This window comes from Paraburkholderia sp. SSBN10T (assembly GCF_056619545.1).
In genome coordinates this window covers 83,354-108,824 of record NZ_JBWQQI010000025.1, presented here as the reverse complement: position 1 = coordinate 108,824, position 25,471 = coordinate 83,354, and the positions used below count along the sequence as shown (strand labels likewise).

The 25,471-nt window shown below is 63.3% G+C and carries 26 protein-coding genes; 16 read left to right on the top strand and 10 right to left on the bottom strand.

Annotated features, from left to right (window positions below):
• Window positions 1–90: 90 nt before the first annotated feature.
• On the top strand, window positions 91–543 hold the full coding sequence (locus AC1ECK_RS30205; RefSeq protein ID WP_480325819.1) for a hypothetical protein: 453 nt from the start codon (window positions 91–93) through the stop codon (window positions 541–543).
• A gap of 288 nt (window positions 544–831) precedes the next feature.
• Here AC1ECK_RS30205 and AC1ECK_RS30200 read toward each other — a convergent pair whose 3' ends face one another.
• Window positions 832–1,623, bottom strand: a complete 792-nt coding sequence (locus AC1ECK_RS30200) for a hypothetical protein (protein ID WP_480325817.1) — start codon at window positions 1,621–1,623, stop codon at window positions 832–834.
• 87 nt (window positions 1,624–1,710) lie between these two features.
• On the opposite strand from AC1ECK_RS30200, the gene AC1ECK_RS30195 reads away from it, so the two are divergent.
• From AC1ECK_RS30195 to AC1ECK_RS30180, 4 genes are all read left to right on the top strand, one after another.
• On the top strand, window positions 1,711–1,962 hold the full coding sequence (locus tag AC1ECK_RS30195; RefSeq protein WP_480325815.1) for a hypothetical protein: 252 nt from the start codon (window positions 1,711–1,713) through the stop codon (window positions 1,960–1,962).
• A 204-nt stretch (window positions 1,963–2,166) separates the two neighbouring features.
• Window positions 2,167–3,078, top strand: a complete 912-nt coding sequence (locus tag AC1ECK_RS30190) for a PadR family transcriptional regulator (protein WP_480325813.1) — start codon at window positions 2,167–2,169, stop codon at window positions 3,076–3,078.
• A gap of 53 nt (window positions 3,079–3,131) precedes the next feature.
• Window positions 3,132–3,947, top strand: a complete 816-nt coding sequence (locus AC1ECK_RS30185; RefSeq protein ID WP_480325811.1) for a siderophore-interacting protein — start codon at window positions 3,132–3,134, stop codon at window positions 3,945–3,947.
• A 61-nt stretch (window positions 3,948–4,008) separates the two neighbouring features.
• A complete protein-coding gene (locus tag AC1ECK_RS30180; protein WP_480325809.1) occupies window positions 4,009–5,271 on the top strand; it encodes an MFS transporter in 1,263 nt (420 codons plus the stop codon).
• 89 nt (window positions 5,272–5,360) lie between these two features.
• Here the strand turns inward: AC1ECK_RS30180 and AC1ECK_RS30175 are convergent, their stop codons facing one another.
• From AC1ECK_RS30175 to AC1ECK_RS30160, 4 genes are all read right to left on the bottom strand, one after another.
• The gene (locus AC1ECK_RS30175) at window positions 5,361–7,307 is read right to left on the bottom strand and encodes a putative bifunctional diguanylate cyclase/phosphodiesterase (protein ID WP_480325807.1); all 1,947 of its coding nucleotides are present in this window, start codon (window positions 7,305–7,307) and stop codon (window positions 5,361–5,363) included.
• A 182-nt stretch (window positions 7,308–7,489) separates the two neighbouring features.
• Window positions 7,490–8,293 (bottom strand): enoyl-CoA hydratase, encoded by an 804-nt coding sequence (locus AC1ECK_RS30170; protein WP_480325805.1) that lies wholly within the window; start codon window positions 8,291–8,293, stop codon window positions 7,490–7,492.
• A gap of 108 nt (window positions 8,294–8,401) precedes the next feature.
• A complete protein-coding gene (locus AC1ECK_RS30165; protein WP_480325803.1) occupies window positions 8,402–10,120 on the bottom strand; it encodes an AMP-binding protein in 1,719 nt (572 codons plus the stop codon).
• Between the two features lie 153 nt (window positions 10,121–10,273).
• Entirely contained in the window at window positions 10,274–11,407 is a 1,134-nt protein-coding gene (locus tag AC1ECK_RS30160) for an acyl-CoA dehydrogenase (RefSeq protein ID WP_480325801.1), read from the bottom strand.
• A 277-nt stretch (window positions 11,408–11,684) separates the two neighbouring features.
• Here AC1ECK_RS30160 and AC1ECK_RS30155 point away from each other — a divergent pair, with 277 nt between their 5' ends.
• From AC1ECK_RS30155 to AC1ECK_RS30130, 6 genes are all read left to right on the top strand, one after another.
• A complete protein-coding gene (locus AC1ECK_RS30155) occupies window positions 11,685–12,728 on the top strand; it encodes an AraC family transcriptional regulator (protein ID WP_480325799.1) in 1,044 nt (347 codons plus the stop codon).
• Between the two features lie 107 nt (window positions 12,729–12,835).
• Window positions 12,836–14,332: an NfeD family protein gene (locus AC1ECK_RS30150; RefSeq protein WP_480325797.1), complete on the top strand. Its 1,497-nt coding sequence runs from the start codon at window positions 12,836–12,838 to the stop codon at window positions 14,330–14,332.
• A gap of 11 nt (window positions 14,333–14,343) precedes the next feature.
• Window positions 14,344–15,120, top strand: coding sequence for a slipin family protein (locus AC1ECK_RS30145; protein WP_480325795.1), 777 nt, complete (start codon window positions 14,344–14,346; stop codon window positions 15,118–15,120).
• Between the two features lie 113 nt (window positions 15,121–15,233).
• Entirely contained in the window at window positions 15,234–15,494 is a 261-nt protein-coding gene (locus AC1ECK_RS30140; RefSeq protein ID WP_480325793.1) for a DUF4148 domain-containing protein, read from the top strand.
• Between the two features lie 501 nt (window positions 15,495–15,995).
• Window positions 15,996–17,297 carry an NCS2 family permease gene (locus tag AC1ECK_RS30135; protein ID WP_480325791.1) on the top strand — a complete coding sequence of 434 codons (1,302 nt, stop codon included), beginning with the start codon at window positions 15,996–15,998 and terminating at the stop codon, window positions 17,295–17,297.
• The gene (locus AC1ECK_RS30130) at window positions 17,294–17,623 is read left to right on the top strand and encodes a cytochrome b (RefSeq protein ID WP_480325789.1); all 330 of its coding nucleotides are present in this window, start codon (window positions 17,294–17,296) and stop codon (window positions 17,621–17,623) included. The genes AC1ECK_RS30135 and AC1ECK_RS30130 overlap by 4 nt, the downstream gene beginning before the upstream one ends.
• Here the strand turns inward: AC1ECK_RS30130 and AC1ECK_RS30125 are convergent.
• Window positions 17,599–17,889, bottom strand: coding sequence for a DUF1488 family protein (locus tag AC1ECK_RS30125; RefSeq protein WP_480325787.1), 291 nt, complete (start codon window positions 17,887–17,889; stop codon window positions 17,599–17,601). The two genes, AC1ECK_RS30130 and AC1ECK_RS30125, sit on opposite strands and share 25 nt — an antisense overlap.
• Window positions 17,890–18,181: 292 nt before the next feature.
• Complete coding sequence (locus AC1ECK_RS30120) at window positions 18,182–18,373, bottom strand: DUF2964 family protein (protein WP_480325785.1); 192 nt, start codon at window positions 18,371–18,373, stop codon at window positions 18,182–18,184.
• Between the two features lie 245 nt (window positions 18,374–18,618).
• On the opposite strand from AC1ECK_RS30120, the gene AC1ECK_RS30115 reads away from it, so the two are divergent.
• The 3 genes from AC1ECK_RS30115 to AC1ECK_RS30105 all read left to right on the top strand — a co-directional run bounded on the left by AC1ECK_RS30115 (window position 18,619) and on the right by AC1ECK_RS30105 (window position 22,398).
• On the top strand, window positions 18,619–20,730 hold the full coding sequence (locus AC1ECK_RS30115) for a sigma-54-dependent Fis family transcriptional regulator (protein ID WP_480325783.1): 2,112 nt from the start codon (window positions 18,619–18,621) through the stop codon (window positions 20,728–20,730).
• A gap of 144 nt (window positions 20,731–20,874) precedes the next feature.
• Window positions 20,875–22,026, top strand: coding sequence for a VIT1/CCC1 transporter family protein (locus AC1ECK_RS30110; protein WP_480325781.1), 1,152 nt, complete (start codon window positions 20,875–20,877; stop codon window positions 22,024–22,026).
• A gap of 69 nt (window positions 22,027–22,095) precedes the next feature.
• Window positions 22,096–22,398 (top strand): 2Fe-2S iron-sulfur cluster-binding protein, encoded by a 303-nt coding sequence (locus AC1ECK_RS30105; RefSeq protein WP_480325779.1) that lies wholly within the window; start codon window positions 22,096–22,098, stop codon window positions 22,396–22,398.
• Window positions 22,399–22,577: 179 nt separating this feature from the next.
• Here AC1ECK_RS30105 and cysC read toward each other — a convergent pair whose 3' ends face one another.
• The 3 genes from cysC to AC1ECK_RS30090 form a co-directional block, all read right to left on the bottom strand.
• Complete coding sequence (cysC, locus tag AC1ECK_RS30100) at window positions 22,578–23,168, bottom strand: adenylyl-sulfate kinase (protein ID WP_480325777.1); 591 nt, start codon at window positions 23,166–23,168, stop codon at window positions 22,578–22,580.
• A 493-nt stretch (window positions 23,169–23,661) separates the two neighbouring features.
• On the bottom strand, window positions 23,662–23,856 hold the full coding sequence (locus AC1ECK_RS30095; protein WP_137953702.1) for a YqaE/Pmp3 family membrane protein: 195 nt from the start codon (window positions 23,854–23,856) through the stop codon (window positions 23,662–23,664).
• Between the two features lie 51 nt (window positions 23,857–23,907).
• Window positions 23,908–24,099 carry a DUF1653 domain-containing protein gene (locus AC1ECK_RS30090; RefSeq protein WP_480325775.1) on the bottom strand — a complete coding sequence of 64 codons (192 nt, stop codon included), beginning with the start codon at window positions 24,097–24,099 and terminating at the stop codon, window positions 23,908–23,910.
• 207 nt (window positions 24,100–24,306) lie between these two features.
• On the opposite strand from AC1ECK_RS30090, the gene AC1ECK_RS30085 reads away from it, so the two are divergent.
• Together AC1ECK_RS30085 and AC1ECK_RS30080 are read left to right on the top strand one after the other, a co-directional pair.
• Window positions 24,307–24,525, top strand: coding sequence for a hypothetical protein (locus AC1ECK_RS30085; RefSeq protein ID WP_090686211.1), 219 nt, complete (start codon window positions 24,307–24,309; stop codon window positions 24,523–24,525).
• Between the two features lie 520 nt (window positions 24,526–25,045).
• The gene (locus AC1ECK_RS30080; RefSeq protein ID WP_480325773.1) at window positions 25,046–25,330 is read left to right on the top strand and encodes a hypothetical protein; all 285 of its coding nucleotides are present in this window, start codon (window positions 25,046–25,048) and stop codon (window positions 25,328–25,330) included.
• Window positions 25,331–25,471: the final 141 nt, after the last annotated feature.

The window sequence follows — 25,471 nt, the reverse complement described above, 5'->3', positions numbered from 1 at the left end:
CACCGTTCCGATTGGCACATCACGGTCTCTTGATAGCCATTCGTTCGGTCTACCCAATCCGTTTTTGTTTTTCCAATCGAGGGAATGATCATGGATTTGGATCGTTTGATTGCTGACTGTCTACGCGCAATTTACGCAGGCCAAGCGGGGCCACCCAGTTCAGGATACCATCCAAAAACGCACTACGACTTGGCCGAGCGGGTCGGCCCAGGCCCCAACCCGTGGAGGACATCTGAGGCGGCATACGGCATAGTGTCCGCCCTAGGTTTAAAAGTGGCCGCGGCCGGACTGGAGAACAATGGGCAGCGGGGCACCGTTGAGCATCAACTGGACGCTCAAATCGACCAAATAATCGACGACGTGTGCGGAACCCCCAATCCACATATTCATATTCCGCTACCCGGGCCGTCACCTTTCGGCTTTGCACTGGCCGCTGAATTATCCCTTATATCGGCGTCGATGCATGAAGGCAGCTTGCGGGATGCGGTCGCCAATGCGGCAAGTATGGCGCTACAACGGACAATCGCCCCCGCCACGAGCTAAACGGCAGCAACGTATTCTGGTATTGCTTGAGATAGGCAAAGTAATTCAGGTCCACTGCGATGGGCGCCTTCGGGCGCCCCTTTGTTGCCGCGCGTGACACAGCCAATTCCTTGGCAATCTGGACGTTACCAACGCAGATAAAAAGGAGCCTTTCGTTCCATTCGGTTTATTTTCACTGAGCGCAGGTGTGATAGCGCTGTAGTGGCTGACTACCTACACGAGGCGGTCGATTTTTTGAGTTTTCCAGCCTGAGGTAAACGCTGCCCCATCTACAAGTCCAGAGCAGACCTAAGCCTTGGAAGAATCTTCGGTCTTCACTGCTCGAAGCGTTTCACGAATACTGCGCGAAACTTTCTCCAGTTCCAAAAGCGCCTCAATAAAACGGGCATCGTCTTGCCTGGTCTCGATGTTATCAAGCGCACGCGGTTGCAGTTGAAGTGCCACCTCGATCTCGTGCGCGACCTCATCGGTAATGGTTCGATGACCCTTGGCGTCGGGCGGAGACAGTATCTGGCTGATCTGTGAAGACGACCATCCCAGCGCATCCGCTATGCGTTTTCGGGTTCCTCGAGCGCGCTGTTTCAAATGCGCCCGCAAATTCACCAGTCGACGATCAGACAGTGAAAGCTGCACCGGCAATTGCATTAAGCCTTGCCCGCCGAGACCAGCGAAGAACCGTGATTGCTCCGCTCCGCATTCTGGCTCGAGCTCTGCACTGGGAGGCTCAATTCCAGATCCCGCTTCTTCGGCGATCTGCTGTCTTCGCACCCGGCCGTCCTCGATCTGCTTGTGCAAACGAAGCACATGTGCCCAACGCTCCTCGTCGTCATCGGTAGCGGTGATCGACAGGATCACATTCTCCAGCATACGCAGACGCGTATCCAACATGTCACGCTCCAGAACCGCCTGATCCCATTGGCGCTGGGCAGCCAGATCCGACAGAAGCTGATTCTCCAGGAGCCGCGTTACCTCCTCTGAAAGGGAGCGCCCCTGCCTCACCGACATGCGGAGCCGCTCTTTCAGTTTTATCGGGATGCGCACGTAGAGCGTCGCTCTCTCTGGCCTTTGTTTAGCAGACATGCAATTACTTTAGCAGACTTAGTCAGATCGCGGCACCCCACTTAAAGTGCGCTTGCCGCAATGACGCGGCTATCTAGGAGAGTAGAAATGGCTGTTATGTCGATTCCTGCACGGTTGAAAATCAATGGCAATCTAAACAGATTGATCGAGTTGTCCGAGCACTGCTCGGCCACAGAAACGCAAAGCTGCTTCGCCCTGAATGGCATCCATCTGACGGTGGTCAACGGCGACTTCCCGCTGCTGGCAAACTTGTCGGAACTGAGTCGCAAGGCCCTGCCGAAGCGTGCCGTGCAGGCATTCCTGCGCGTCGAGGACAGCTTGACGCCCGCGACCGTTTGATATCGCTCGGTTTGGCCCGAGTTTTCAATGTAAAAAAGGGACGCTCCGGCGTCCCTTTTGCTGTCTGGTGTGTGGTGCATCGTTGAAAGGCGTCTTCATCAATCGTCTCATCGAAATCTCGATCCCTCCCCACATTTCATATTTGACAAACTATCTTTAGATATATATCTTACGACACATCTTAAGACATAGCGGAGCACCCAGATGCGTCATTCCCATCATTCCCGCCGTCACCACAACACCGACGGCCAGTATTCCACCGACCGTTTTTCGCTGCACGCGCTGTTGCACGCCATTGGCCGCGAGTACTACCGTGAAGGCCGTGGCGAACGCGGCGACAGCCGCGGTCATGGCCACGGCCGCCACGAACGCGGCTTCGAAGACTTCGATCGCACGCGACGCGGCTTTGCCTATCCCGACCGTTTCTCGCTGCATGCGCTGTGGCACGCAATTGGCCGCCATCACCACCATCGCGGCGGTGAGCGCGGCGGCCGTTTCGGCGGTGGCCCCGGCGGCTTTGGCGGTGGCCCTGGCGGTTTCGGCGGTGGCGACGGCGACGGCTTCCCGCGCGGCCGCAAATTCAGCTCGGACGATCTGCAACTGCTGCTGCTGGCCCTGCTGGACGCCCAGCCAAGCCATGGCTACGAGCTGATCAAGGCGCTCGAAGCGCGCTCGAACGGCTTCTATACTCCGAGCCCGGGAATGGTCTATCCCGCGTTGACCTACCTCGAAGAACTGGGCTACGTCACGGTCCAGCTCGAAGGCAACCGCAAGCGCTACGAACTGGCCGAACCCGGCCGCCAGCACCTCGCGGACAACCGTGAGCGCGTCGAACTGATGCTCGCCAAGCTGAACCATATCGCCCGCAAGATGGATTCGGTGCGGCGCGCGTTTGCCGGCGAAGAGCAGTTGGACCCCAGCGAAGGCGGCTGGCTGCCGGAGCTGATCGAAGCGCGCCGCGCGCTCAAGCATGCCTTGATCCGCCGCGACAACGTGCCGGCTGCCGAACAGCGTCGGATCGCAGCCATCCTCGCACGCGCCACCGCTGAAATCGAAGGCAACGCAGGCACCGGCGACACAGGCAGCGAAGCCGGCACGGGCGCGGACATTGTCTGAGCCCAGGCGGCCGGCATCCCTTGCGCCACCCGACATAACTGGAGAGAACACTTATGCTGACCAGGTCCGATCTCGCGGTCACCCGCGTACGTCACCCCCTGAAATTCCGTCTGCTGCAAGTCAAGCGCGTTCAACCGCTGACACCTCACCTGATTCGCGTCACCTTCACCGGGGACGATCTGCACGACTTCGTATCGGCGTCGTTCGACGACCACATCAAGGTCTTCTTCCCCGCACCGGGCGCCGACAAGCCGGCGTTGCCGAGCGCCGGTCCAAACGGTCCGGTGTTCCCGGACGATCAGCCGCGCCCGGTGGCGCGCGACTTCACGCCGCGTCGCTACGACCGTGAAGCGCGCGAACTCGATATCGAGTTCGCCATGCACGAAGCCGGCCCGGCCGCCACGTGGGCAGCCCAGGCGAAAGTCGGACAGTATCTGGGCGTAGGCGGCCCGCGCGGCTCGCTGGTGATTCCGACCGGCTTCGACTGGCATCTGCTGATCGGCGACGAGACCGCCCTGCCGTCAATTGCCCGGCGCCTGGAGGAACTGCCTGCCGGTACGCGCGTGGCCGCGGTGCTTGAAGTGGCCGATCCGTCGGCGCGCATCGAATTCGACACCAAGGCCGAGCTGCATGCCGTCTGGTGCTATCGCAGCGATTCGCCGTATCGCGGCGACGCGCTGCTGCAAGCGGTGCGCGACACGTATCTGCCGGACGGCGAAGGCTACGTCTGGGCGGCCGGCGAATCCGCGACGATGCGCGCGGTCCGCTATCACCTGTGCACGGAGCGTGGCGTCGACAAATCGCGCATCCGCGCCGCGAGCTACTGGAAACAGGGCGCCGAAGCGGTTCACGAAAATCTCGACGACTGAACCTGCGCGGCGCCTGCCGCCAGCTTTACGGCTGGCGTTGACCTATTCAAGGAACTTGCCGATGTACTCCATCAGCACCAAGCACGAACGGCGCCTGCTCTGGCTGCTCGCGCTGACGCAGTTCACCGTGATCATGGACTTCATGATCATGATGCCGTTAGGACCGCAGATCATGCACACCTTCGGCATCACGCCGGCGGCGTTCGCGACGGCGGTATCGGCCTATTCATGGTGTTCGGGGCTCTCGGGCCTGTTCGCCGCCACCTATATCGACCGCTTCGACCGGCGCAAGCTGCTGCTGGCGGTCTATGCGTTGTTCGCGTTGTCCAACCTGGGTTGCGCCCTTGCCAGCAGCTATCCGCTGCTGCTCGCGGCGCGTGCATTTGCCGGCATCACGGGCGGCGTGCTCGCTTCGGTGATCATGGCGATCGTCGGCGATGTGATCCCGGTTCAGCGGCGCGGCGCGGCCACCGGCACCATCATGACCGCCTTTTCGCTGGCCGCGATTGCCGGCGTGCCGGCCGGCGTGATGCTCGGGGCACACTTCAGTTGGGCAGCGCCGTTCGTGCTGCTGGTGGTGCTCTCCGTGCTGATCTGGTTCGGCGGCGCGCAAATCGTGCCGCCGCTCGCCGAACATCTGAGCCGCCGGCCGCCGCCGTTGCGCCAGGTCCTGCCCGACCTCGGCCGCCTGCTCGCCAATCCGCGCCATCTGAATGCATTTGCGCTGACCTTCATGATCATGGTCTCGCATATGCTGGTGATTCCATTTATCGCGCCGATGCTGGTCCTCAACCACCACGTGCCGCCGGCGCATCTGTCGTGGATCTATATGGGCGGAGGCTTCGCGACTTTCTTTACCTCGCGCGCCGTTGGCCGCCTCGCCGACCGCTACGGCAAGCACCGCGTGTTTCGGATTGCCGCCCTGCTGTCGATGCTGCCGGTGCTGTTCGTCACCCATCTGCCCGATCTGCCGTTTGTGGCAGTCGTGCTGTTCTTCCCGTTCTTCATGGTGGCGATGTCCGGACGGATGGTGCCGATGCAGGCGCTCCTCACCACGGTTCCCGAGCCGAGCCGGCGAGGCGCGTTTCTGAGTGCCAATAGCGCGCTCCAGGCGCTGGGCACGGGCTGCGGCGCTTGGCTCGGCGGCCTGATGCTGACCAATACGGCGAGCGGACAGATTGCCGGTTATGGCACGGTCGGCTGGGTGGCGGTGGCCATCACCATGGTGGCGATTTTGTGGGTCGGCCGGGTCAAGGCGGCGGCCGACAAAGCGCCGCCCGCCCCTCTTGCGGAGCTCCAGCCCGAGCCGCTGGGCGAAGCCTGATCTTGCCGCGGCGGCCAGTTGCTCGAGGTCATCGATTTCATCCTTGAGCACGGCAAGGCGCTATTTGCGAGTCGCACCTTCTGCCGGCGCTAGCCAATTTGCTGGCCTTCGTCGGCGCCCTGCGCAGCGAGCCCCTCTTCGAGGCGCGGGATCTCACCGCCACACTCGGGCTTGCCGAGCAGGAAGCCTTGAGCGTGGGTGCAGCCGCAGGTGCGGACGAACTCCAGTTGCTCTGCTGTTTCGATGCCCTCTGCGGTGGTCGGCATGCCCATTTCGCGCGCCAATGCCACGATACCGCGGACCACCGCGGCCGATTCGCGCCGATGCGCCGCCTCCTTGACGAACGAGCTGTCGATCTTGAGCTTGTCGAACGAAAAGCGCACGAGCGTCGACATCGTCGAAAATCCGGTTCCGAAGTCATCCAGCGCCAGGCCGATGCCCAAGGCGCGCAGCCTTGCGAGGTTGCGCCGGGTGGCCACATCGTCGCTCAGCAGCACGGTCTCCGTGACCTCGATATTCAGGCGCTCCAGCGGCAATTGCGTTTTCCGCAGGATCGCTTCGACCGTCGCGGCGAACGATTCCTCGCGCAATTGCACGGGTGACACATTGACGGCGACAGGCACGCCATCACGCCAGCCCACAGCCTCGCTGCATGAGCGCAGCAGTGCCCACTCCCCCAACGGAAGCACCAGGCCGGTTCTCTCGGCGGTTGGAATAAAGGCCACGGGAGACAGCTCGCCGCGCGTCGGATGGGTCCAGCGCAGCAAGGCTTCGCGGCCCGAGATGGTGCCGTCGCTGAGATCGACGATCGGCTGATATTCCATCCGCAGACCGGTGAACGACTGCATGGCGCCTTCCAGGTCGCTGCGCAGCAGACTCAAGCTTTCGTCGGACACGTGCTTGTCGGCGTCGAACACCGCAAACGCACTCTTGCCGTTGCGTTTGACCGCGTACAAGGCGCGATCCGCGCAGATCAGCAACTGCGGCCCCGTCCTCGCGTGCTCCGGATAGAGTGAAATGCCGACGCTCGCGCCGATATGCACCCGCGCTTCGCTAAGCGCAAACGGGCGCGCCAGCGACCTGACAATACGGTCCGCCAGCGCATGGACCTCGTGAGCAGGCAGTGCACCGTCGGAGATGACAACGAACTCGTCGCCGGCCAGGCGTCCAACGAAGCCGCCACCCGGCACTATCCCGCGCAAGCGCACCGCTGCTTCCTGAAGTATCTGATCGCCGGAGGCATGACCCAGGCTGTCATTGATGGCTTTGAAACCGTCGAGATCGATCAGCAAAACCGCGAATGCGTGATCCGCGCTTGCGGAACCCGCTTCGGTGCGCTCGAGCAACAGTTCGTTGATGCGCGCGCGATTGGGCAGACCCGTGAGGCTGTCGTGGCTCGCGAGGCGATGGCTGTTTTCACGCGCCATCAGCAAAGCGACGGTGTCTCGATTGCTGCGCAGGGCAACAGTAAGGAATCCCGCCGCGCAGAATGGCGCCTGGAACAGCAGCACGAGCTTGCCGTTGCCCGGCGAAAGCGCCGCGCCCAAACCTAGCAGTCCGAGAATCAGCGAAATCTGGATCATCACAAGGCGCGGCGTACCCGCATTGCGGCCGGCCAGCCCGCCGATCAAACCGACTGCGCAAACGTTGCCGAGCAGGAAAAGCGTCGGATCTCCGCTGATGTTGCACAGCAAACTGCCGAAACCGAATAGCGCACTCCAGAGAATACTCGCCACCACAAATGCCGACGTCGGCGTAGGCAGACCGCGTTCGCTACGCCGCGAACATACGTAAATCAATCCCAGGCGGACGATCAGCAGCGCGACGACCGCGCTTAGCCAAGAGGCGTACAGGGGGTTCGGATGGAGGTAGTAAGCCGTCACGCAGACGCTGATTTCGCAAATCGCCGCAAACACAATGGACGCGGTTCGCGTGAACAGATTGGCGAGCAGGATCTGCCGGTTTTCGGCGCTCAGGTGCTGGGCGGAGGAGACGGTCCATTTCAAAAATGGAGACCTTGGTTCACTGAAAGCCATGACCTGCGCATTTTTGATGGTTGATGGATCGAGACGGCCACTCCTCTGATTATTACGTAAACGTTAAATCGTCGGTAAACGAGCATGCTGCAATGCAAGGGCGCGCCTTTACCGCGACGAATGGATTCACCCTGCATCACCAGTTCGACATGCGTTCCAACGCATAGTCGTACTACACATTCTCAGTCGCTGGCGTTTGCCTCGCCAGACTGGGTGACATGCCATTGCGGGGCTCGCTTCTCGAGAAACGCGTTCACGCCTTCGCGCTGGTCCGGACCGTCGAACAGATCGACAAACCGCTCGCGTTCCACCGCCAGCGCCGCCGAGCGCGGCACGCCGTGACGGGCCTGGTGAATCAGGCTCTTGCTGAACGAAACGGCTTGCGGACTGAGCGTAGTGACACGGGTCGCCATCGCCAGCGCGGCCTCGCGCGCCGCGCCCTTCTCCACCACTTCTTCGACGAGGCCAATGCGCAGCGCCGTCGTGGCATCGACCCGCTCGCCGGTCAGGATCATGCGCTTGGCCCACCCCTCGCCGACCAGCCACGGCAGCGTCTGCGTGCCGCAGCCGCACGGCAGCAGGCCGACTGCCGTTTCCGGCAAGGCAAGCTGTGCATGCTGCTCGGCGATGCGAATATCGCAGGCCAGCGCGCATTCGAGCCCGCCGCCCATTGCATAGCCGTTGATCGCCGCGATCACCACGGTGCGCGCGTTCTGCAGCGTCTCGAAGGCGGCGCCGAAGCGTGCCGCGGCAGTGCGCGCCACTTCGCGATTGCCGTCGGCGAAGGTGTTCAGATCGGCGCCCGCGCTAAAGAATTTCGGGCCGTCGCCGGCAATCACGATGGCGCGCACGCGCTCGTCGGCGTTCAGGCGCTCGACCGTGTGCTGCAGTAGCAGCAGGCCGTCCGGCGTAAACGCATTCGCCGGCGGGCGTTTCAGGGTCAGCAGCGCGATGGCGCCATGGTTGGCGTAGTCGAGTTCGATCATGATGGGTTTCCAACTGGAGTGTCAGGGCAAGGGCCGCCGCAAGCAGGCGCGGCCCGTCGAAGTCGTGCAGGAACGGCAAGTCTGCCGTCGCACTGCAAGGCGTGCAGTCTATTTACCGTTCGAGCCGGCCAGATCCGGGAAGTCCTCTTCCCAGTACTCGCCGGGCTGGCGGGCGGGCTGCGTGTCCCGCTCCAGTTCGCGGCGCCGCAGTTCGACGCGGCGGATCTTGCCGGAGATGGTCTTGGGCAACTCGCTGAACTGCAAGCGCCGGATCCGCTTGTACGGCGAGAGTTTCTCGCGCGAAAACTGGAACACGCTGCGCGCCAGTTCGGGACCGGCTTCATAGCCATGCCGCACCGTCACGAATGCCTTGGGCACCGAGAGGCGCACCGCGTCGGCACTCGGCACCACCGCGGCTTCGGCAATCGCTTCGTGTTCGATCAGCACGCTCTCCAGCTCGAACGGACTCAAGCGGTAATCGGACGACTTGAACACGTCGTCGGCGCGGCCCACATAGACGTAGTAGCCATCGTCGCGGCGCATCGCCACATCCGAGGTGTGGTAGTAGCCGTTGCGCATGGCCTGCACCGTGGCGTTGGGATTGTTTGCGTAGCCCGTCATCAGACCAAGCGGACGCTGCGCGAGCGGCAAGGCGATTTCGCCTTCGCTGGCCGGATGATCGTCTGCATCGACCAGCTCGATCTGGTAGCCCGGCAAGGGCCGCCCCATCGAGCCCGGCACCACCGGCTGGCCGGGCGAGTTGCCGATCTGGCAGGTGGTCTCGGTCTGGCCGAAGCCGTCGCGGATCGTCACGCCCCAGGCATGGCGCACCCGCTCGATAACCTCGGGATTCAACGGCTCGCCCGCGCCGACGATCTCGCGCAGCTTGACCGGATAATCCGCGAGCGGCTCCTGCACCAGCATGCGCCAGACGGTCGGCGGCGCGCACAGCGTCGTCACGCTGCAGCGCACCAGCACGTCGAGCGTTTCCTGCGGCACGAAGCGCGCGTAGTTGAACACGAACACGCAAGCCTCGGCATTCCACGGCGCGTAGAAGCAGCTCCATGCATGCTTGGCCCAGCCGGGCGAGCTGATATTCCAGTGGATATCGCCGGGTTGCAGGCCGATCCAGTACATCGTCGACAAATGGCCGACCGGATAGCTTTGATGCGTATGTTCGACGAGTTTGGGCTTCGACGTGGTGCCCGAGGTGAAGTACAGCAGCAGCGGATCGGTTGCGCGGGTTGGGCCGTCGGGCGTAAAGTGCGGCGCGGCCTCGTAAGCGCCGGCCAGATCGATCCAGCCTTCGCGCGGCGTGCCGACCGACAGGCGCGTGAGCGCAATCTCGAGCCCCTCGAATTTCGCCAGCTCCGCGCTATCGACCACGACGAATTTCGCCTCGCCGATCTGCACGCGGTCGCGCACATCGTCCGCGGAAAGCTGGGTGGTGGCGGGCAGCACGATGGCGCCGAGCTTCATGGCCGCCAGCATCACGTCCCAGAGTTCGACGCGATTGGGCAGCATCAGCAGCAGGCGGTCGCCGCGCCCCACGCCGACACCGCGCAGGAAATTCGCCATGCGCGCCGAGCGCTCCGACATCTGCGCATATGAATACTTGATGCCCTCGCCGGTGGGATCGTCGACGATCCATAGCGCCGGGTTGTCGTTGTGCTGGGCGATCGCATCGAAATAGTCGAGCGCCCAGTTGAACTCGTCGAGCGTGGGCCATGTGAACTCGCGATAGGCGCGCTCATAGTCGGATCGATGGCGCAACAACAGGTCGCGAGCGTCGAGAAAGCGCTGCGTCGAAAGGGCCGGCACGGTCATCGTCGTCTCCTCTGTCGATGGGAGTTAGCGCTTCAGCGCTTACTCCCATCCCATGCAGGCTTGCCTGCGGTGGACGGGAGTTAGCCTACCCCCGTCCCAGACAATCCAATTCCTACTGGCGCGAATGCGCTCTATTGGCGTTTTATTCTGCACCTAAACCTGCCGCGCAATCACCATTCTTTGTACTTCGCTGGTGCCCTCGTAAATCTGCGTGATACGGGCATCGCGATAGTGGCGCTCCACCGCATAATCTTCGAGGTAGCCATAGCCGCCGTGAATCTGGATGGCGTTCGAGCAGACTTCCTCGGCCAGCTCGGAGGCATACAGCTTCGCCTGCGAGGCCTCGGACAGGCACGGCTTGCCCGCGCTGCGCAGCCGCGCCGCATGGTGCACGAGAAGCCGCGCCGCATTCAGACGCGTCGCCATATCGGCCAGCATGTTGGCAATCGACTGGTGTTCCTTCAGAGCCTTGCCGAACTGGATCCGCTCGTGCGCATAGAGACGCGCCGCGTCGAACGCCGCCCGGGCGATGCCCACCGCCTGCGCGGCAATGCCGATGCGCCCGCCTTCGAGGTTCGACAAGGCGATGCGCAGCCCGTCGCCGCGCTGGCCGAGCAGATTGGCCTCGGGCACGGCGCAGTCGTCCAGCGAGATCGGGCAGGTATCCGAGGCGCGGATACCGAGCTTGTGTTCGGGCCGGCCGACATTGAAGCCCGGCGTATCGGTCGGCACGATAAACGCCGACAGGCCGCGCTTGCCTAGCTCCGGATCGGTCACGGCAAACACGATGGCGACATTGGCCCGTGCACCGTTGGTCACGAACTGCTTGCTGCCGTTGAGAATCCATTGGCCGTCGCGCAGCACCGCCCGGGTGCGCAAGTTGTTGGCCTCCGAGCCGGCCTGCGGCTCGGTCAGGCAGAAGGCGCCGATCCGGCGCCCCGTGGCGAGATCCTGCAGGTAGCGGTCTTTCTGCGCCTCGCTGCCGAAGTTGAGGATCGGGCCGCAGCCGACCGAGTTGTGCACGCTCATCAGGGTCGCGCACGAGGCACAGCCGGCGGCGATCTCTTCGAGCGCCAGCGCATAAGCCACGTAGTCGGTGTACGAGCCGCCCCACTCGGACGGCACGATCATGCCGAGCAAACCCAACTCGCCCATCTGCCTGACCACCTCGTCCGGCAATTGCGCTTCGCGGTCCCATTGCGCCGCGTGGGGCGCGAGGCAATCGACTGAGAAGTCGCGCGCCGCGTCGCGGATCATCCGTTGTTCGTCAGTGTAGAAATTGTCCATGATTCAGGCTTGCGTCTCGGTCCAGGTGCGGACAAGTGTAGGCAAGCTACTGGACAGCTTCGATGCTCTGCCCGATCATTCTGCGTGAGCGCATTTGCCATCCCGGCATGACAGAACAAACCGGATAGGCGCGCCGTTATGAGACTTGCATGAGCTGGCGAACGGATCGCTGAGCGGGTTTGCCACTCCTGCGGGTTTGCGGCGCGCTTGCCGCCCGTCTGCCCTCCCGTCTGCCGCCCGCTTTCCATGCCTAGGCCCCGCACCTTGCCTTGACTCCATGACTCCGAAAAACGATAAAGGGACGATCTCGCTGAGCCTCGTCGAAGAAACCCTGGCGTTGGCGCGCGCACGCGGCCTCGATGTGCTGCCGCTGATCGAGGCCGCCGGCATCGCGCCGCAGATGCTCGGCGCACCAAGGAGCCGCGTCTCCTCGGCGCAATACGGCGCGCTCTGGGCCGGTATTGCCAGGGCGCTCGACGACGAGTTTTTCGGCCAGGATTCGCATCCGATGCGCTGCGGCAGTTTTATCGCCATGACCCAGTGCGCCTTGACGGCACGCAACGGCGCCCAGGCGCTGAGCCGGGCGCTCGGCTTCATGCGCCTGATCCTCGACGATCTCGGCGCACAGCTCAGCCCGGAGCCGGAGCGCGTGCGCCTCACGTTCACCCATCGCGAAGGCGCGCCCCAGCCGACCATGTTCGCCTATGCGACCTACTTCATCCTCGTGTACGGACTGGTGTGCTGGCTGGTCGGCCGGCGCATTCCGTTGCTGGCCGCGCGCTTTCGCTGTGCCGAGCCGGCCGCCGCGCAGGAATACCGGCTGATGTTCTGTGAAGACATGCGCTTTAACCAGCAAGCCTCATATGTCGATCTGGCGCCGGCGTTCCTCGATCTGCCGGTGATCCAGACGACGCAGTCGATCAAGCCGTTTCTGCGCGATGCGCCGGGCAGCTTTGTGGTCAAGTACCGCAATCCCGGCTCGCTGGCCGCGCGGGTGCGCAAACTATTGCGCGCCTTGCCGATGGCCGGCTGGCCCGCCGCCGACGCGATGGCGCAGCGCCTGCATCTGGCCGAAGCGACGATGCGGCGGCACCTGAAGCAAGAAGGCCACACCTACCAGTCGATCAAGGACGATCTGCGCCGCGACATCGCAATCGGCGAACTGCAGGACAGCGAGCGCACGATTGCTGAGATTGCAGCGCGGGTGGGGTTTGCCGAACCGAGCGCGTTCCATCGTGCATTTCGCAAATGGACCGGCATGCGGCCGACCGACTACCGGCTGGCGCGGACCAACCTCACGCATACGATGGAATCGGACTAAGCTATAAACAGCAGGCCCGCCCTTTTCCGGCCCGCGCTGCCCGATTGGGTCCGATCAGGTCTGCTGAATTCCGGCCACCGTCGATGCAGCGCCCCCGGCCGTTTGCGATGAGAACGTACCCGTTTCTCCCGTTTCGGCAATCCGGCCCGCGCCGCCGGCGTATCCCCGGCGGCCTTGCGACCCGGTTCCTGCGCGGCATTGCCGCGCGAGGCGTCCTCTTGGCGTGCGCCGGCGCGCTCTTGAGCGTCCCTGCGTCCCGCCTCGAGGCCGTGGCGGCGCCCGGCGCCGTAATCGTGATTCCCGTCAACGGCGCCATCGATCCGGCCAGCGCCGACTTTATCGTGCGCGGCCTGCAACGCGCCGCGCAGGAGCGGGCGCAACTCGCCGTGCTGCAACTCGATACCCCCGGCGGCCTCGATACCTCGATGCGGCAGATCATCAAGGCGATCCTGGGCTCGTCCGTGCCGGTGGCGGCGTTCGTGAGTCCAAGCGGTGCGCGGGCCGCGAGCGCGGGCACCTATATCGTCTATGCCAGCCATCTCGCGGCCATGGCGCCGGGCACCAATCTCGGCGCCGCGACGCCGGTGCAGATCGGCGTGGGCGGGGCCGAGCCACCGGGACAAAGCGCCACGCCGCCCGGGCAAAACGCCTCGGCGCCCGACAGCCAATCGGCTGAAACCCGCAAGCAGGTCCAGGACGCCGCCGCCTATATCCGCGGTCTCGCGCAACTGCGCGGGCGCAACGCCGACTGGGCCGAACATGCCGTGCGCGAAGCCGTGAGCCTGTCGGCCAGCGAGGCGCTGGCGCAGCATGTGGTCGACCTGACCGCCCGCGACGTGCCCGATCTGCTGCGCCAGCTCGACGGCCGCACGGTCAATACTGTCTCGGGCGAGCAGCGGCTGAACACGGTCAATGCGTCTATCGTCACGCTCGAACAGGACTGGCGCAGCCGCTTCCTCGCCGTTATCACGGACCCGAACGTGGCCTTGATTCTGCTGATGCTCGGCATGTATGGCCTGTTCTTCGAATTCGCCAATCCGGGCTTCGTGCTGCCCGGCGTGGTGGGCGCCATCAGCCTGCTGATCGGCCTGTTTGCGATGCAGATGCTGCCCATCAACTATGTGGGGCTCGCCCTGATCTTTCTGGGCCTCGCCTTCCTGATCGCCGAAGCGTTTCTGCCCACCTTCGGCACGCTCGGCTTTGGCGGCATCGTGTCCTTCGTGGTCGGCGGCCTGATGCTGATCGATACCGACGTGCCCGGCTACGGCATTCCGTTGCCGGTCATCGCGGCCGTCACCGCGTTCAGTGCGCTATTCGTTTTCACGGTATCGAGCGTGGCCTTGCGCGCCCGCCGCCGGCCGGTGGTGACCGGCTCGGAGGCGCTGATCGGCAGCGTGGGCGTGGTGCTCGACGGCGGCCTCGTGCCGCATGGCAATTCGGAGGCCGGCGAAGGCTGGGCCCAGGTCCACGGCGAGCGCTGGCACGTATGCAGCGCCGCGCCGCTTGCGCCCGGCCGGGCGGTGCGTGTGACGGCCCGGCGCGGCCTGACGCTCACCGTCGTTCCAGCGGAAGGATCACAGCGGCAAGGCGTGGGACCAAAGTAAGGAGAACAACCATGATCGGTTTCACATTCGGCTTCGGCAGCATTCTGATCGTGCTGGCGGCGATCCTGATTGCGTCGTCGATCCGCATCTTCCGCGAATACGAACGCGGGGTCGTGTTTATGCTCGGGCGCTTCTGGAAGGTCAAAGGGCCCGGTCTCGTGCTGATCATCCCGATCGTCCAGCAGGTGGTGCGGATCGATCTGCGCACCGTCGTGTTCGATGTGCCGCCGCAGGACGTGATTACGCGCGACAACGTCTCGGTCAAGGTCAATGCCGTCGTGTATTTCCGCGTGGTCGATCCGGAGCGCGCGGTGATTCAGGTGGCCAAATACTTCGAAGCGACCAGCCAGTTGGCGCAGACCACCTTGCGCGCGGTGCTCGGCAAGCACGAACTCGACGATCTGCTGGCCGCTCGCGAACAGCTCAACGCGGATATCCAGAAGGTGCTCGATTCGCAAACCGATGCCTGGGGCATCAAGGTGGCGATCGTCGAAATCAAGCATGTGGATATCAACGAAACGATGATCCGCGCCATTGCCCGCCAGGCCGAAGCCGAGCGCGAGCGGCGCGCCAAGGTGATTCACGCGGAGGGCGAGTTGCAGGCCTCGCAACACCTGCTGGAGGCGGCGCAGACGCTCGCGCGGCAACCGCAGGCCATGCAGTTGCGTTATCTGCAGACGCTCACGACGATCGCCGCGGACAAGAATTCGACCATCGTGTTTCCGCTGCCGATCGATCTGCTGAGCGCCGTGCTGGACCGGCTGGGCAAGCCGTCGTCCGCGTCGTGAACAGAGCTTATGCCGCGGCGCGCAATGGTGCGTTGCGGTTTTCCCCCTTTCAGGGATGTGGAGGTGAATCCTAAAATTAAGGGATTACACCGATTGCTTCAAAGGAGCATCTTATGAAAGCCATTTCTCACATTAGTCTTGGAGCGCTGCTCGTGGCCTGCAGCGTCACGTCCGCGTTTGCCCAGGCACAAAAGCCATGCAACCCTAACGGGCCGAAGACGCGTGCTGAAGTCAGGGCCGATCTGAAACAGTGGCTTGCCGCCGGCTATGATCCGCTCGACTGGGCCGACTATCCGGACAACGCGCAACGCGCAGGCCGAATCGTCGCGCAACAGCGTGCGGCGGCCGGCAATGCGGGAGCCTGTGCGCAGTAAGCAGTAGATCCGTTTGATGCGCCCAGCGCGTTGGTTGGCCCTCGGGCGCCAACGTCGTTCGCGCTGGACGCGCATCCCTGGCCGGCCATCCCGCCCCTGCCGTTTTATGTCTGGCTTATCCCTGACTTGCCCCTTGCCTGACCCCGTAGCCTTCCTCGCACTGCCTCCCGACGTCCTGCCGCCCCCTACTCCCGCCGGCAAGGTATCATTTCGCCCCTTCGATACCGGCGCCCGACGACACGCCCCGATGTGACAACCCCGTTGTGCCAGCTCCGATATGACGGCTCCGGGCGACACTCCTGAAAACGCCACGGAGTGAAGCCGCAAGCTCGCCTGCGACTGTTGCATCTGCTCCACGCCGCGCGTGCCCGTGCAGTACTTGACCGGTAATCGTGACTACAATCCGCCCGTAGCGCTGTGCGTGCGTCTGCCGCCATCAGAAGCGGCTGCGCCTTACAAGCACCATAACAATCAACTTCATCACGACCCGGAACTCGCCTCATGGACTCCGTAAAACGATATTTCGGCTTCGACGAAGCTGGCACCAACCTGCGCACCGAACTGCTCGCAGGCCTGACCACCTTCCTGACGATGGCCTACATCATCTTCGTCAATCCGGCGATTCTCGGCGATGCGGGCATCCCCAAGGACGCCGTCTTCGTGGCGACCTGCCTCGTAGCGGCATTGGGCTCGCTGATCATGGGCCTGTATGCCAACTACCCGATTGCCTGCGCGCCGGGCATGGGGCTAAACGCCTACTTTGCGTATACCGTGGTCAAAGGCATGGGCTTCACATGGCAAGCCGCGCTCGGCGCCGTATTTATCTCCGGCTGCCTGTTTATGATCGTCACCCTGTTCCGGGTGCGCGAGGTGATCGTCAACGGCATTCCGCATTCCATCCGCATTGCCATCACGGCGGGTATCGGCCTGTTCCTCGCGATCATTTCGCTAAAGACGGCCGGTGTGGTGGTCGGCAGCCCGGCCACTCTGGTGACGCTCGGCAACCTGCATGATGCGCATGTGATTCTCGCGATCATCGGCTTTTTCGGCATCGTCACGCTCGACTTCCTGCGGGTGCGCGGCGCGATCCTGATCGGCATTGTCGGCGTGACGGTGCTCAGCTTCTTCTTTGGCGGCAACCAGTTTCACGGCATCGTGTCCGCGCCGCCGTCGATCGACGCCACGCTGTTTCACCTCGATATCCGCGCCGCACTGTCTACCGGCGTCCTCAACGTCGTGCTGGTGTTCTTCCTCGTCGAACTGTTCGATGCGACCGGCACGCTGATGGGCGTCGCCAACCGCGCCGGCCTGCTGGTCGAAGGCAAGATGCACCGCCTGAACAAGGCGCTGCTCGCCGACAGCACCGCGATTCTCGCCGGCTCCGTGCTGGGCACCTCGTCGACCACGGCGTATATCGAAAGCGCATCGGGCGTGCAGGCCGGCGGCCGCACCGGCGTCACCGCGATCACGGTCGCCGTGCTGTTTCTGGCGGCGCTGTTCTTTGCGCCGCTCGCGGGCGTCGTGCCCGGTTATGCCACCGCCCCGGCGCTGCTCTATGTCTCGTGCCTGATGCTGCGCGAAATGGTGGACCTGCCCTGGGACGACGCCACGGAAGTGGTTCCCGCCGCGCTGACGGCCTTGCTGATGCCGTTCACCTACTCGATCGCCAACGGCGTGGCGTTCGGCTTTATCTCGTACGCGGGGCTCAAGCTGCTGACCGGCCGGGCACGCCAGGTCAAACTGGTGGTGTGGATCATTGCCGCGGTATTCCTGTTCCGCTATTTTTATCTCGGCGCCGAATGACAGACGCCGGGGGCGCAGGGGGCCATCCGGTGACGCTCGCGGGACTGAACCTGATTCTGACGCTGGTCGGCAAGAACGACGTTGCCCGCCCACTGCTCAAGACCGCGCACGAGTGGATCGGCAATGCGTTTGATTGGGTGATCGGGCTGCACGCGCTGGCCGCCATCGGGCATCACGTCCTGCTCAAGGATCGTACGCTGCGCCGCATGATCTGGGGCAGCGAAAGGCGGCGGCAAACCGATGCGGTGTGGGCTTCGATTACCCACACCCGGTTGCCGTTAGCAACCCTTATTATCAACTGTCAGTTTCGCCAGTTCGCTTCGTAGAAGCGCACATAGCCGCTGCGCAGCACGAGGCATTGCGCACTCGTCTCCGACAGCAAGCGGCGCGTCGCCGCCTCGATCCGGGCCCGATGAGCGGCAAAGGCGCCGATCATGTCTTCGAGACGGTACGAGGCCGCCCCATAGTGGTCTTCGAGCGCCTCGGCGGTAATCATGCACTCCACCCTTTCGCCATCGACCATTGCCGGGAACGCCAGGGTAAGTTCGCGCCCCGAATATTCAGGGGTTTCGTTCGGGAAAATGATCTGCATGGGATTCGCCTTGGTTTGACGGGTGGATCACACTAGGCCGCGCACGCCTGTTCTTGGTTGCCTCCTTGCGTGGTCGAGGCGCGGGTCGCAACAAACGCAAAAAGCTGGAAAAACACGCTTGATGCGGTTGATTTCATTCACTTTAGACGACTTCCTGCGAGCCGCAAGTTTTCCTTCCAGATTGACCAATCTGGTGCAGGCTTCGGCCAGTCATCAGCACCGAGAAACAGCCCGGCCAACCGGCGCGGTGCGCCTTGCGCTTCGCTCCGGCCACCGGCACCAGGCAGCGTTTCTACGAGCGATCCTTTGGCCAGAGATTCAGCAGGAAAGCACTGGCGGCGATACCGATGGCAGTCGTCGCGGCGCCGGACAAGGTCACATCGTTCTCGTCGAACAGCATCCCGTGAATCGCTACCGCTATCCCCGCCAGCGCGGCAAACGTCGCCAACACTGCAAGGATGACCCTGAATTCCATGTGCACCATGGCGTACTCCCGAACTGGCGCTGGCGAGGCGGGCAAGGCCTCTGCGGGACACGGCGCGAACGCATCCCATACCTCGCATCATTGCACCTCTGTGCGCGAACGCAAGCCCGTAGTTGCCCGCGATCGCGGCGCAGCGGCGCGCCGCAATCCTGTAAGATGAATCCTCGGCTGCGCGGTATGCTGCGCTGCAGGATGACAACGGCGGGCAACGTATCCCCGTGTCGAAATCCAACCGGAGACGAGCAGTGACCCATCGCCCTGGCACGCCCACTACGGCGCCCATGGCTGTCCGCCCCCTGACGGACCGGCCCGGGCTGCTTGCGCAAGCTCATGCGCGCTCGCTTGAAGTAGGCCTGCGCGCCTGCGAAACACCCGACTTCCACCCATTGCGCCAGGCGGCACTGCGCGATCTGGTCGAACGCAATCATTCCTTGTATGCGCATGCGCTGCCGGTGATGGAGACGCTGCACGCGCAGATCGTCGATACGCAAAGCATGGTGCTGCTTACCGACAGTCACGGCGTGATCCTGCATAGCCTCGGCGATAACGACTTTATCGAAAAGGCCAACCGGGTCGCGTTGTGTCCCGGGGTGTCGTGGGCCGAGGCGGACCGCGGCACCAACGCGATCGGCACGGCGCTGGTGGAGGGCCAGCCGACCGTCGTCCATGCCGACGAACATTTTCTTCACGCCAACCGGATCCTGACCTGCTCGTGCGCGCCCATCGCCGATCCCTATGGCCGCACGATCGGCGCGCTCGATGTGAGCGGCGACACACGCGGCTTTCATAAACACACGCTAGCGCTGGTGCGAATGTCCGCGCAGATGATCGAAAACCATCTGTTTTCCAACCAGTTCGCCGACGCGGTACGCATCCACTTTCACGCTCGCGCCGAATTTATCGGCACGCTGTACGAAGGGCTCGCGGCATTTGCGCCGGACGGCACGTTTCTCTCCGCTAACCGCAGTGCGCTGTTCCAGTTGGGACAACCGCTCGCGGCGCTGCAGCATCAATCGTTCGAGGCGCTGTTCGGCAGTGCCTTTCCCGCCTTGTTGCAACAGACCCTCTGCGCCCCGGGCGAATGCACCACGCTGACGTTGCCAAGCGGCGTGCGCGTGATTGCGCGCGGGGAATTCGCAGCGCTGCGCCATCTGTTGCCAGTCGCCAGTCTCGCGTCGCAAGCGGGTGCCGGCGCGGCCGCCACGATGCGCGGCGCGGCGCGCCCTGCCGCACCGGTGACGCTCGGCGAGCTCAATACCGGCGACGCGCAGATGGCGGCAATCCTGCGACGCGTCGCCAAGGTCCGCGGCCGCGACATTCCGATTCTCGTGCTCGGCAAGACCGGCACCGGCAAGGAATGGCTGGCCCGCGCGATCCATCACGATTCGCCACGCCGCGCGGCGCCGTTTGTCGCGCTCAACTGCGCATCGCTGCCGGATACGCTGATCGAAGCCGAACTGTTCGGTTATGAAGACGGCGCCTTTACCGGCGCGAAAAAGCGCGGCAGCGTCGGCAAGATCGTGCAGGCCGATGGCGGCACGCTGTTTCTCGACGAAATCGGCGATATGCCGCTCGCCCAGCAGGTGCGGCTGATGCGCGTGCTGCAGGAACGCACGGTGGCGCCGCTCGGCAGCACGCGGGCGATTCCGGTCGATCTGCGGATCATCTGCGCGACCCACCGCAACCTGCGCGCCATGATCGAAGCCGGGACCTTCCGCGAGGACCTGTACTACCGCATCAACGGACTTGTCGTGACCTTGCCCGCGTTGAGCGAGCGCACGGATCTGGCCGAACTGGCGGCTCGCATCCTCGACGCGCAGCGCGACGGCGAACGACTGCCCATGCGGGTCTCGGCAGACGTGCTCGAATGCTTCAAACGGTGCCGTTGGCCCGGCAATCTGCGGCAACTGGCGAACGTCCTGCGCACCGCCGCGATCATGGCCGAGGGAGCGGCGCAGATCGATATCGAGCACCTGCCGGAGGACTTTCTGCATGACTGCGATGGCGTTGGCGTTGGCGTTGCAAACATAGCGGCAAACGTAGCTGTAAGTGCGACTGCAAACCTGGCGGCAAGCGCAGCGCGGAGTTCGGCAGACGCCACGCCGGGGCGCGGCTCGTGCACCACATCGTCAGCGGGACACGACGCGCACGGCAACGAACCGGCCGCGTCACCAGTGCGGCCGGCCCAGGCCGCTTCGGACCAACCATCATCCCCCGCCCGGATGGAAGAGTGGCAGACCACGCTGATCGCGCAAACCCTCTCGCGCCACGGCGGCAACATCTCGGCCGCGGCACGCGAACTGGGCCTCGCGCGCAATACGGTGTACCGCTATCTGCGTCGCAACCGCGTCCACTGATGCCCGCAGTCAGCGCCTGTTGTGGCCAGGCAGTGCAATCAGACGTATTGGCATTCGCAGTCACACCGCGTCGTGGGGGTTTGGCCATCCGATACGCCGCGCCGGGTTAAGCTTTGCTTCTGACCCCGCGCGAATCCGTGACCCATGGCCTCCCGACACGAACTCAAACGCTACCGCACCAACCTCGCCGACGAACTCGACAGCGCCGCGCTGTACGAGACGCTCGCCCGTGTCGAGAAGAACGCGGCACGCCGCGACGTATTTCAGCAGCTCGCGGATTCGGAGCGCGAGCACGCCCAGGTATGGCTCGACAAGCTGCATGCAAACGGCATTCAGGCACGACCGCCGCGGCGTAGCGTGAAAACGCATCTGATGCGCGGGCTGGTGCATACCTTCGGGCCGTCGTTCGTACTGCCGACGCTCGCTGCCGCCGAGTATGCGGACCGCAATAAATACGCGAACCAGCCGGACGCCGCGCGCCTGTCCGCGGAGGAGCAGCATCACGCGGACGTCGTGCAGGCGGTGGCGGAAGAAGTCCGCAACGGAGCGGCCAAAGAAAAACCGAATAGCGACTCGAAGGGTGCGCAGATCGCCAATGCCGAGGAGTGGCACAAGGGCGTGCGCTCGGGCAACGATTTGCGCGCGGCGGTGCTCGGTGCAAACGACGGGCTGGTGTCGAACTTCTGTCTGATTATGGGTGTGGCGGGCGCGGGCACCGGCAACAAGGCGATTCTTTTGACCGGGTTTGCCGGGCTGATTGCCGGGGCATGCTCGATGGCGCTGGGCGAGTGGCTTTCCGTGACCAACGCCCGTGAACTGGCCCGTACGCAAATCGCCAAGGAAGCCGACGAGATCGAGCATACGCCCGATGCCGAGCGTCACGAACTGGCGCTGATCTATCAGGCCAAGGGGATCGAAGCGGGCGAAGCACGCCGCATCGCCAGCCAGATCATGCGCGACAAGGACAAGGCGCTCGATACGCTAACCCGCGAGGAGCTCGGGCTCGATCCGGCTGAACTCGGCGGCAATCCATGGTCGGCGGCGGGCGTGTCGTTCTGCCTGTTTTCGCTGGGGGCGATTTTTCCGGCCGTGCCGTTTTTGTGGGCACATGGTCTGCCGGCGATCCTGCAGTGCATCGGCCTAAGCGGTATCGGGCTTGCCGCGGTGGGCGTCTTCACCTCGCTCTTTAACGGCCGCGGCGCGGCGTTTTCGGCGTTCCGGCAGATTGTGATCGGCCTGCTTGCTGCGGCGTTTACGTTCGGCGTCGGGCGGCTGCTCGGAGTGTCGATTTCATGACACGGGTTTGGCGGCACGCGGGAGCGGCGCGTCTGAGGTATCGTGGCGGGCTGATTTTCATTTGAAACCATGCCCGAAACCAAGCCGCCCTTCTCCGTGCGTGTCGAACCGCTGGGACGCACGTTCGAAGCACCTGACTCGCTGACCATTCTCGAAGCCGCCGGCTTCGCCGATCTGCGTTTGCCGCGCTCGTGCCGCAATGGGACGTGCAGAACGTGCATGTGCCGCATGGTGAGCGGCGCCGTCTCGTACACCATCGAATGGCCGGGACTGTCGCGAGAGGAAAAGGCGGAGGGATTGATTCTGCCGTGCGTGGCGGTGGCGGAGTCGGACCTGGTGATTGAGGTGCCCGACGCGGTGGAGCTTGGCTGAGCGCCGCGACACACCAACGAAAAAAATCCCCAGCCATCGAAACCGATGGCTGGGGTCAACTCTCTCGCGCGCACGGAACTTCAGCACGCATAGGTAATGTAACGGTTTGAACGCTCCAGATTAATCACTCAGGCTGGAAGAGTCCTTTGCCGGACGCCGCTTTCCGAGGTTGATCCAGATCACGCTCCCAACCGTCGTCCCGTGCTTTTGATGCACCCCGTTCGAACGCTTTTACCCAGACGCAAAATAATGGTTGCCACCGCGCTTTCGACACGGCAACGCGATGTCTCGATGATCAGGTCCGGGTTGGCAGGCGCCTCATAGGGCGACGACACGCCTGTAAATTGCGCAATTTTGCCGATTCGCGCCTGGGCATACATGCCCTTCGGATCGCGTTCCGAGCAGAGTTCGGCCGAGGCCGAGATAAATGTTTCCAGAAAGCCGGCGCCGACAATGGCGCGAGCCATCTCGCGCTGGGCCGCCAGCGGCGAAATAGTCGCCACGACCACGACATGGCCCGTTTGCTGGAACAGCTTCGCCACATGAGCGATCCGGCGCACATTCTCTAGGCGGTCCAGATCCGAAAACCCAAGATCCGAGCAAAGCCCCTCTCTAAGCGCGTCGCCATCGAGCACGACCACTTTCGCACCCTCGCTCAGCAGTTGAGCGTTCAGCGCCTGCGCAATCGTGCTCTTACCGGCGCCTGGCAACCCGGTCATCCAGACAACCGGTGCGATATCTGCGCCCATCAATCCGTCGTTTGCGCTCATGAAGTCGTATCCAATCCGTTTCGATCCAACTTTAACGTTTGCGCATAGTTTTTCCGTCGCTGTTTATAGCGCGATCTTTTTACGAAAAATTTCGACTCGCCGGGCGGGGCTGGATTGACTGAGCGGAACACAAGGCCGGATCAGCGAGAGCAGCGAATTCGTTCGTTCGCGCAGGCTAAACAGTGTGTTGTCTTTTCAGGTAATTTTCTAACTCAGGCAACCGGCTACACTCATCACACTTCATCATGCCGGGCGCCATCATGCTGGTCGCATTTTTCATTCTGTCGCCGCTAGCCATACTCGCGTTAATCGGGTTCGCGCGCCGTATCCATCCGCTCACCGGCCACTTCACCGACGCCAAATAGGTGCAAGCCGTCCTGAACCCGCCAGGCGCGGCCGCTCCGAACGTTAACCGAGAAATGTAAAACCTGCGTTTCAAGCCGGTTTTTTCAAGCGAGCCCGCTCGAAGATGGTCCTGCCGCCGCCCGCCGTCTTAGCGCCGCGAACCGAGTGCGCGCTCGATCTTCTGATCGGTCTTGTACTGGCTAAGCGCATACACCGACCAGATCGCCGCCGGAATCCACCCGATCAGCGTGACCTGCAAGATCAGGCAAATAATCCCGGCAAACGGACGGCCGATCGTAAAGAACTGAAACCACGGCAGGATGATGGCTAGCAACAGGCGCATGCAGATTTCCATATGACATCCGGCTGGCCCGCACGGGCACGGTGCACCGGATCAGTTGACTGGAGCGAAGCGCGGCACTTTGCCGCCTTCATGGTCGATCAGTTCGAAAAATACCGAAGCTGGACGCGTCCAGATCGTACCATTCGCGGCGCGATAAACAATCATCGTCACGCTCGGGTCCGACTCGAGCGTCGCTTCGCAAATCAGTTCGTAAATGCCGCCTTTGTAGTGCTGATAACGCACGGTTCAGATCCTTCTGTGCTCAGGGTTGAAGAGGTCGCAAAACATGCCGCGCAGTGAACCCCGGGCATCCTACGCGAGCGCCGCGCATCGCGCGAGCGGCCGTTGTCCGGTCAAGCGCCCGTCTTGCGGCGCGGATGCATTTTTGTTCGCCTGGCGGGCAGAATTTTTTCGTGCGATAAAGGGACTACCTATTTCACGGAGCAACGAATGGCCACGCTAGAAGCGTTTCGCGCCGTGCTTGACGATGAAGGCACGCCCGAAATCATCCGCAATCACATCATCGATTCACTGCAATACACGCTGCGCAATCACGGCCAGATTTTCACCTCGAAGGAAGTCGAATGGCTGGCCGTCTGGGACGATGCCCGCATTCCGCTCGCCGCCTCGCGCGAACTGAAGAAGCGCATCGCCGAAACGACCCGCTAAACCGCTAGACGGCGGGCGCCACCGGTTGCGCCCGCCCAACAAGGCGCGCGCCATGCCCAGCAGGGCCGGCGGGGCTTTTTACACGCCGGTTTCCGGCTGGCAACTGCACGCCCGGCAGGTTTTGCTATCCAATTTCCCCCATTTAGGGCATCATATTGGAATAGCTGTCACCCGTATTTGCAGTACCGGCAGCATTAACGGGGACTTCCCCGGGCATCTCCGCATCACCCCCGACTGTTCGACCGCCGCCTGTCGGCGATCCCGTCACTCCGGCAATGCGCAGCACGCATTCGCCGTCGCGAGTTGTGCAGCTTTCATGCGCCTGATGTCCGCGCGACATTAGCGCGTTTCTTCTCCATTGAATCCGCGAATTTGCGCGGCTGCGCTCAAGCCCTTTGCTATTGGGCCTGTGCCACTCTTTTTCCACGGCGGCGCGCCCGAAGATGCTGCGCGGCCGGCGCTGTTGTGTCGTGCGTAACACGCGTGACACGGCAGCCACGTAATACAGGACAAGTACTTCATGAATTCAGTTGTCAAGACCTACAAAGGCTACGAAATCCATCCGCTCGTGTATCCGCGCCGTCCTGCTGACGGCACTACGACCAGCCGCAATCCGGACGCCGGTTATGAGGCGTCGGTGCGCATCTGCCGCGTAGGCGCCAATCCTGCTGCCGACGGCCGGGTGTTTCGCCTGCCGTATCTGTGGCCGTTCGAAGGCACGGGCAAGGCTCGCATCGCGTGCATGGCGCATGCGGAACAGTTGATCGACGGCCGCGTAGACGGCCAGTCGGTTGCCGATCTTTGATCGGCCACTGCGCGGCACCTCCAGCTTCGCACGGTGCGCCCTGCGCACCGCTCCATTCTGCGCGGATGTGCCGCCCGGCCATCCGCGCCACCCCATCACGCGCTTTGCCGTTGAGCAAAGCCCCCTTACCCCATCGACCAG

What these genes read in the sequence shown, in the direction of transcription:
- AC1ECK_RS30190 (WP_480325813.1), top strand. Translation starts at nt 2,167, where the DNA reads ATGCGTCATTCCCATCATTCCCGCCGTCACCACAACACCGACGGCCAG.
- AC1ECK_RS30080 (WP_480325773.1), top strand. Translation starts at nt 25,046, where the DNA reads ATGAATTCAGTTGTCAAGACCTACAAAGGCTACGAAATCCATCCGCTC.
- AC1ECK_RS30135 (WP_480325791.1), top strand. Translation starts at nt 15,996, where the DNA reads ATGGACTCCGTAAAACGATATTTCGGCTTCGACGAAGCTGGCACCAAC.
- AC1ECK_RS30195 (WP_480325815.1), top strand. Translation starts at nt 1,711, where the DNA reads ATGGCTGTTATGTCGATTCCTGCACGGTTGAAAATCAATGGCAATCTA.
- AC1ECK_RS30125 (WP_480325787.1), bottom strand. Translation starts at nt 17,889, where the DNA reads ATGCAGATCATTTTCCCGAACGAAACCCCTGAATATTCGGGGCGCGAA.
- AC1ECK_RS30130 (WP_480325789.1), top strand. Translation starts at nt 17,294, where the DNA reads ATGACAGACGCCGGGGGCGCAGGGGGCCATCCGGTGACGCTCGCGGGA.
- AC1ECK_RS30200 (WP_480325817.1), bottom strand. Translation starts at nt 1,623, where the DNA reads ATGTCTGCTAAACAAAGGCCAGAGAGAGCGACGCTCTACGTGCGCATC.
- AC1ECK_RS30180 (WP_480325809.1), top strand. Translation starts at nt 4,009, where the DNA reads ATGTACTCCATCAGCACCAAGCACGAACGGCGCCTGCTCTGGCTGCTC.
- AC1ECK_RS30105 (WP_480325779.1), top strand. Translation starts at nt 22,096, where the DNA reads ATGCCCGAAACCAAGCCGCCCTTCTCCGTGCGTGTCGAACCGCTGGGA.
- AC1ECK_RS30160 (WP_480325801.1), bottom strand. Translation starts at nt 11,407, where the DNA reads ATGGACAATTTCTACACTGACGAACAACGGATGATCCGCGACGCGGCG.
- AC1ECK_RS30170 (WP_480325805.1), bottom strand. Translation starts at nt 8,293, where the DNA reads ATGATCGAACTCGACTACGCCAACCATGGCGCCATCGCGCTGCTGACC.
- AC1ECK_RS30085 (WP_090686211.1), top strand. Translation starts at nt 24,307, where the DNA reads ATGGCCACGCTAGAAGCGTTTCGCGCCGTGCTTGACGATGAAGGCACG.
- AC1ECK_RS30095 (WP_137953702.1), bottom strand. Translation starts at nt 23,856, where the DNA reads ATGCGCCTGTTGCTAGCCATCATCCTGCCGTGGTTTCAGTTCTTTACG.
- AC1ECK_RS30205 (WP_480325819.1), top strand. Translation starts at nt 91, where the DNA reads ATGGATTTGGATCGTTTGATTGCTGACTGTCTACGCGCAATTTACGCA.
- AC1ECK_RS30155 (WP_480325799.1), top strand. Translation starts at nt 11,685, where the DNA reads ATGACTCCGAAAAACGATAAAGGGACGATCTCGCTGAGCCTCGTCGAA.
- AC1ECK_RS30140 (WP_480325793.1), top strand. Translation starts at nt 15,234, where the DNA reads ATGAAAGCCATTTCTCACATTAGTCTTGGAGCGCTGCTCGTGGCCTGC.
- AC1ECK_RS30165 (WP_480325803.1), bottom strand. Translation starts at nt 10,120, where the DNA reads ATGACCGTGCCGGCCCTTTCGACGCAGCGCTTTCTCGACGCTCGCGAC.
- cysC (WP_480325777.1), bottom strand. Translation starts at nt 23,168, where the DNA reads ATGAGCGCAAACGACGGATTGATGGGCGCAGATATCGCACCGGTTGTC.
- AC1ECK_RS30110 (WP_480325781.1), top strand. Translation starts at nt 20,875, where the DNA reads ATGGCCTCCCGACACGAACTCAAACGCTACCGCACCAACCTCGCCGAC.
- AC1ECK_RS30145 (WP_480325795.1), top strand. Translation starts at nt 14,344, where the DNA reads ATGATCGGTTTCACATTCGGCTTCGGCAGCATTCTGATCGTGCTGGCG.
- AC1ECK_RS30120 (WP_480325785.1), bottom strand. Translation starts at nt 18,373, where the DNA reads ATGGTGCACATGGAATTCAGGGTCATCCTTGCAGTGTTGGCGACGTTT.
- AC1ECK_RS30175 (WP_480325807.1), bottom strand. Translation starts at nt 7,307, where the DNA reads ATGGCTTTCAGTGAACCAAGGTCTCCATTTTTGAAATGGACCGTCTCC.
- AC1ECK_RS30185 (WP_480325811.1), top strand. Translation starts at nt 3,132, where the DNA reads ATGCTGACCAGGTCCGATCTCGCGGTCACCCGCGTACGTCACCCCCTG.
- AC1ECK_RS30150 (WP_480325797.1), top strand. Translation starts at nt 12,836, where the DNA reads ATGAGAACGTACCCGTTTCTCCCGTTTCGGCAATCCGGCCCGCGCCGC.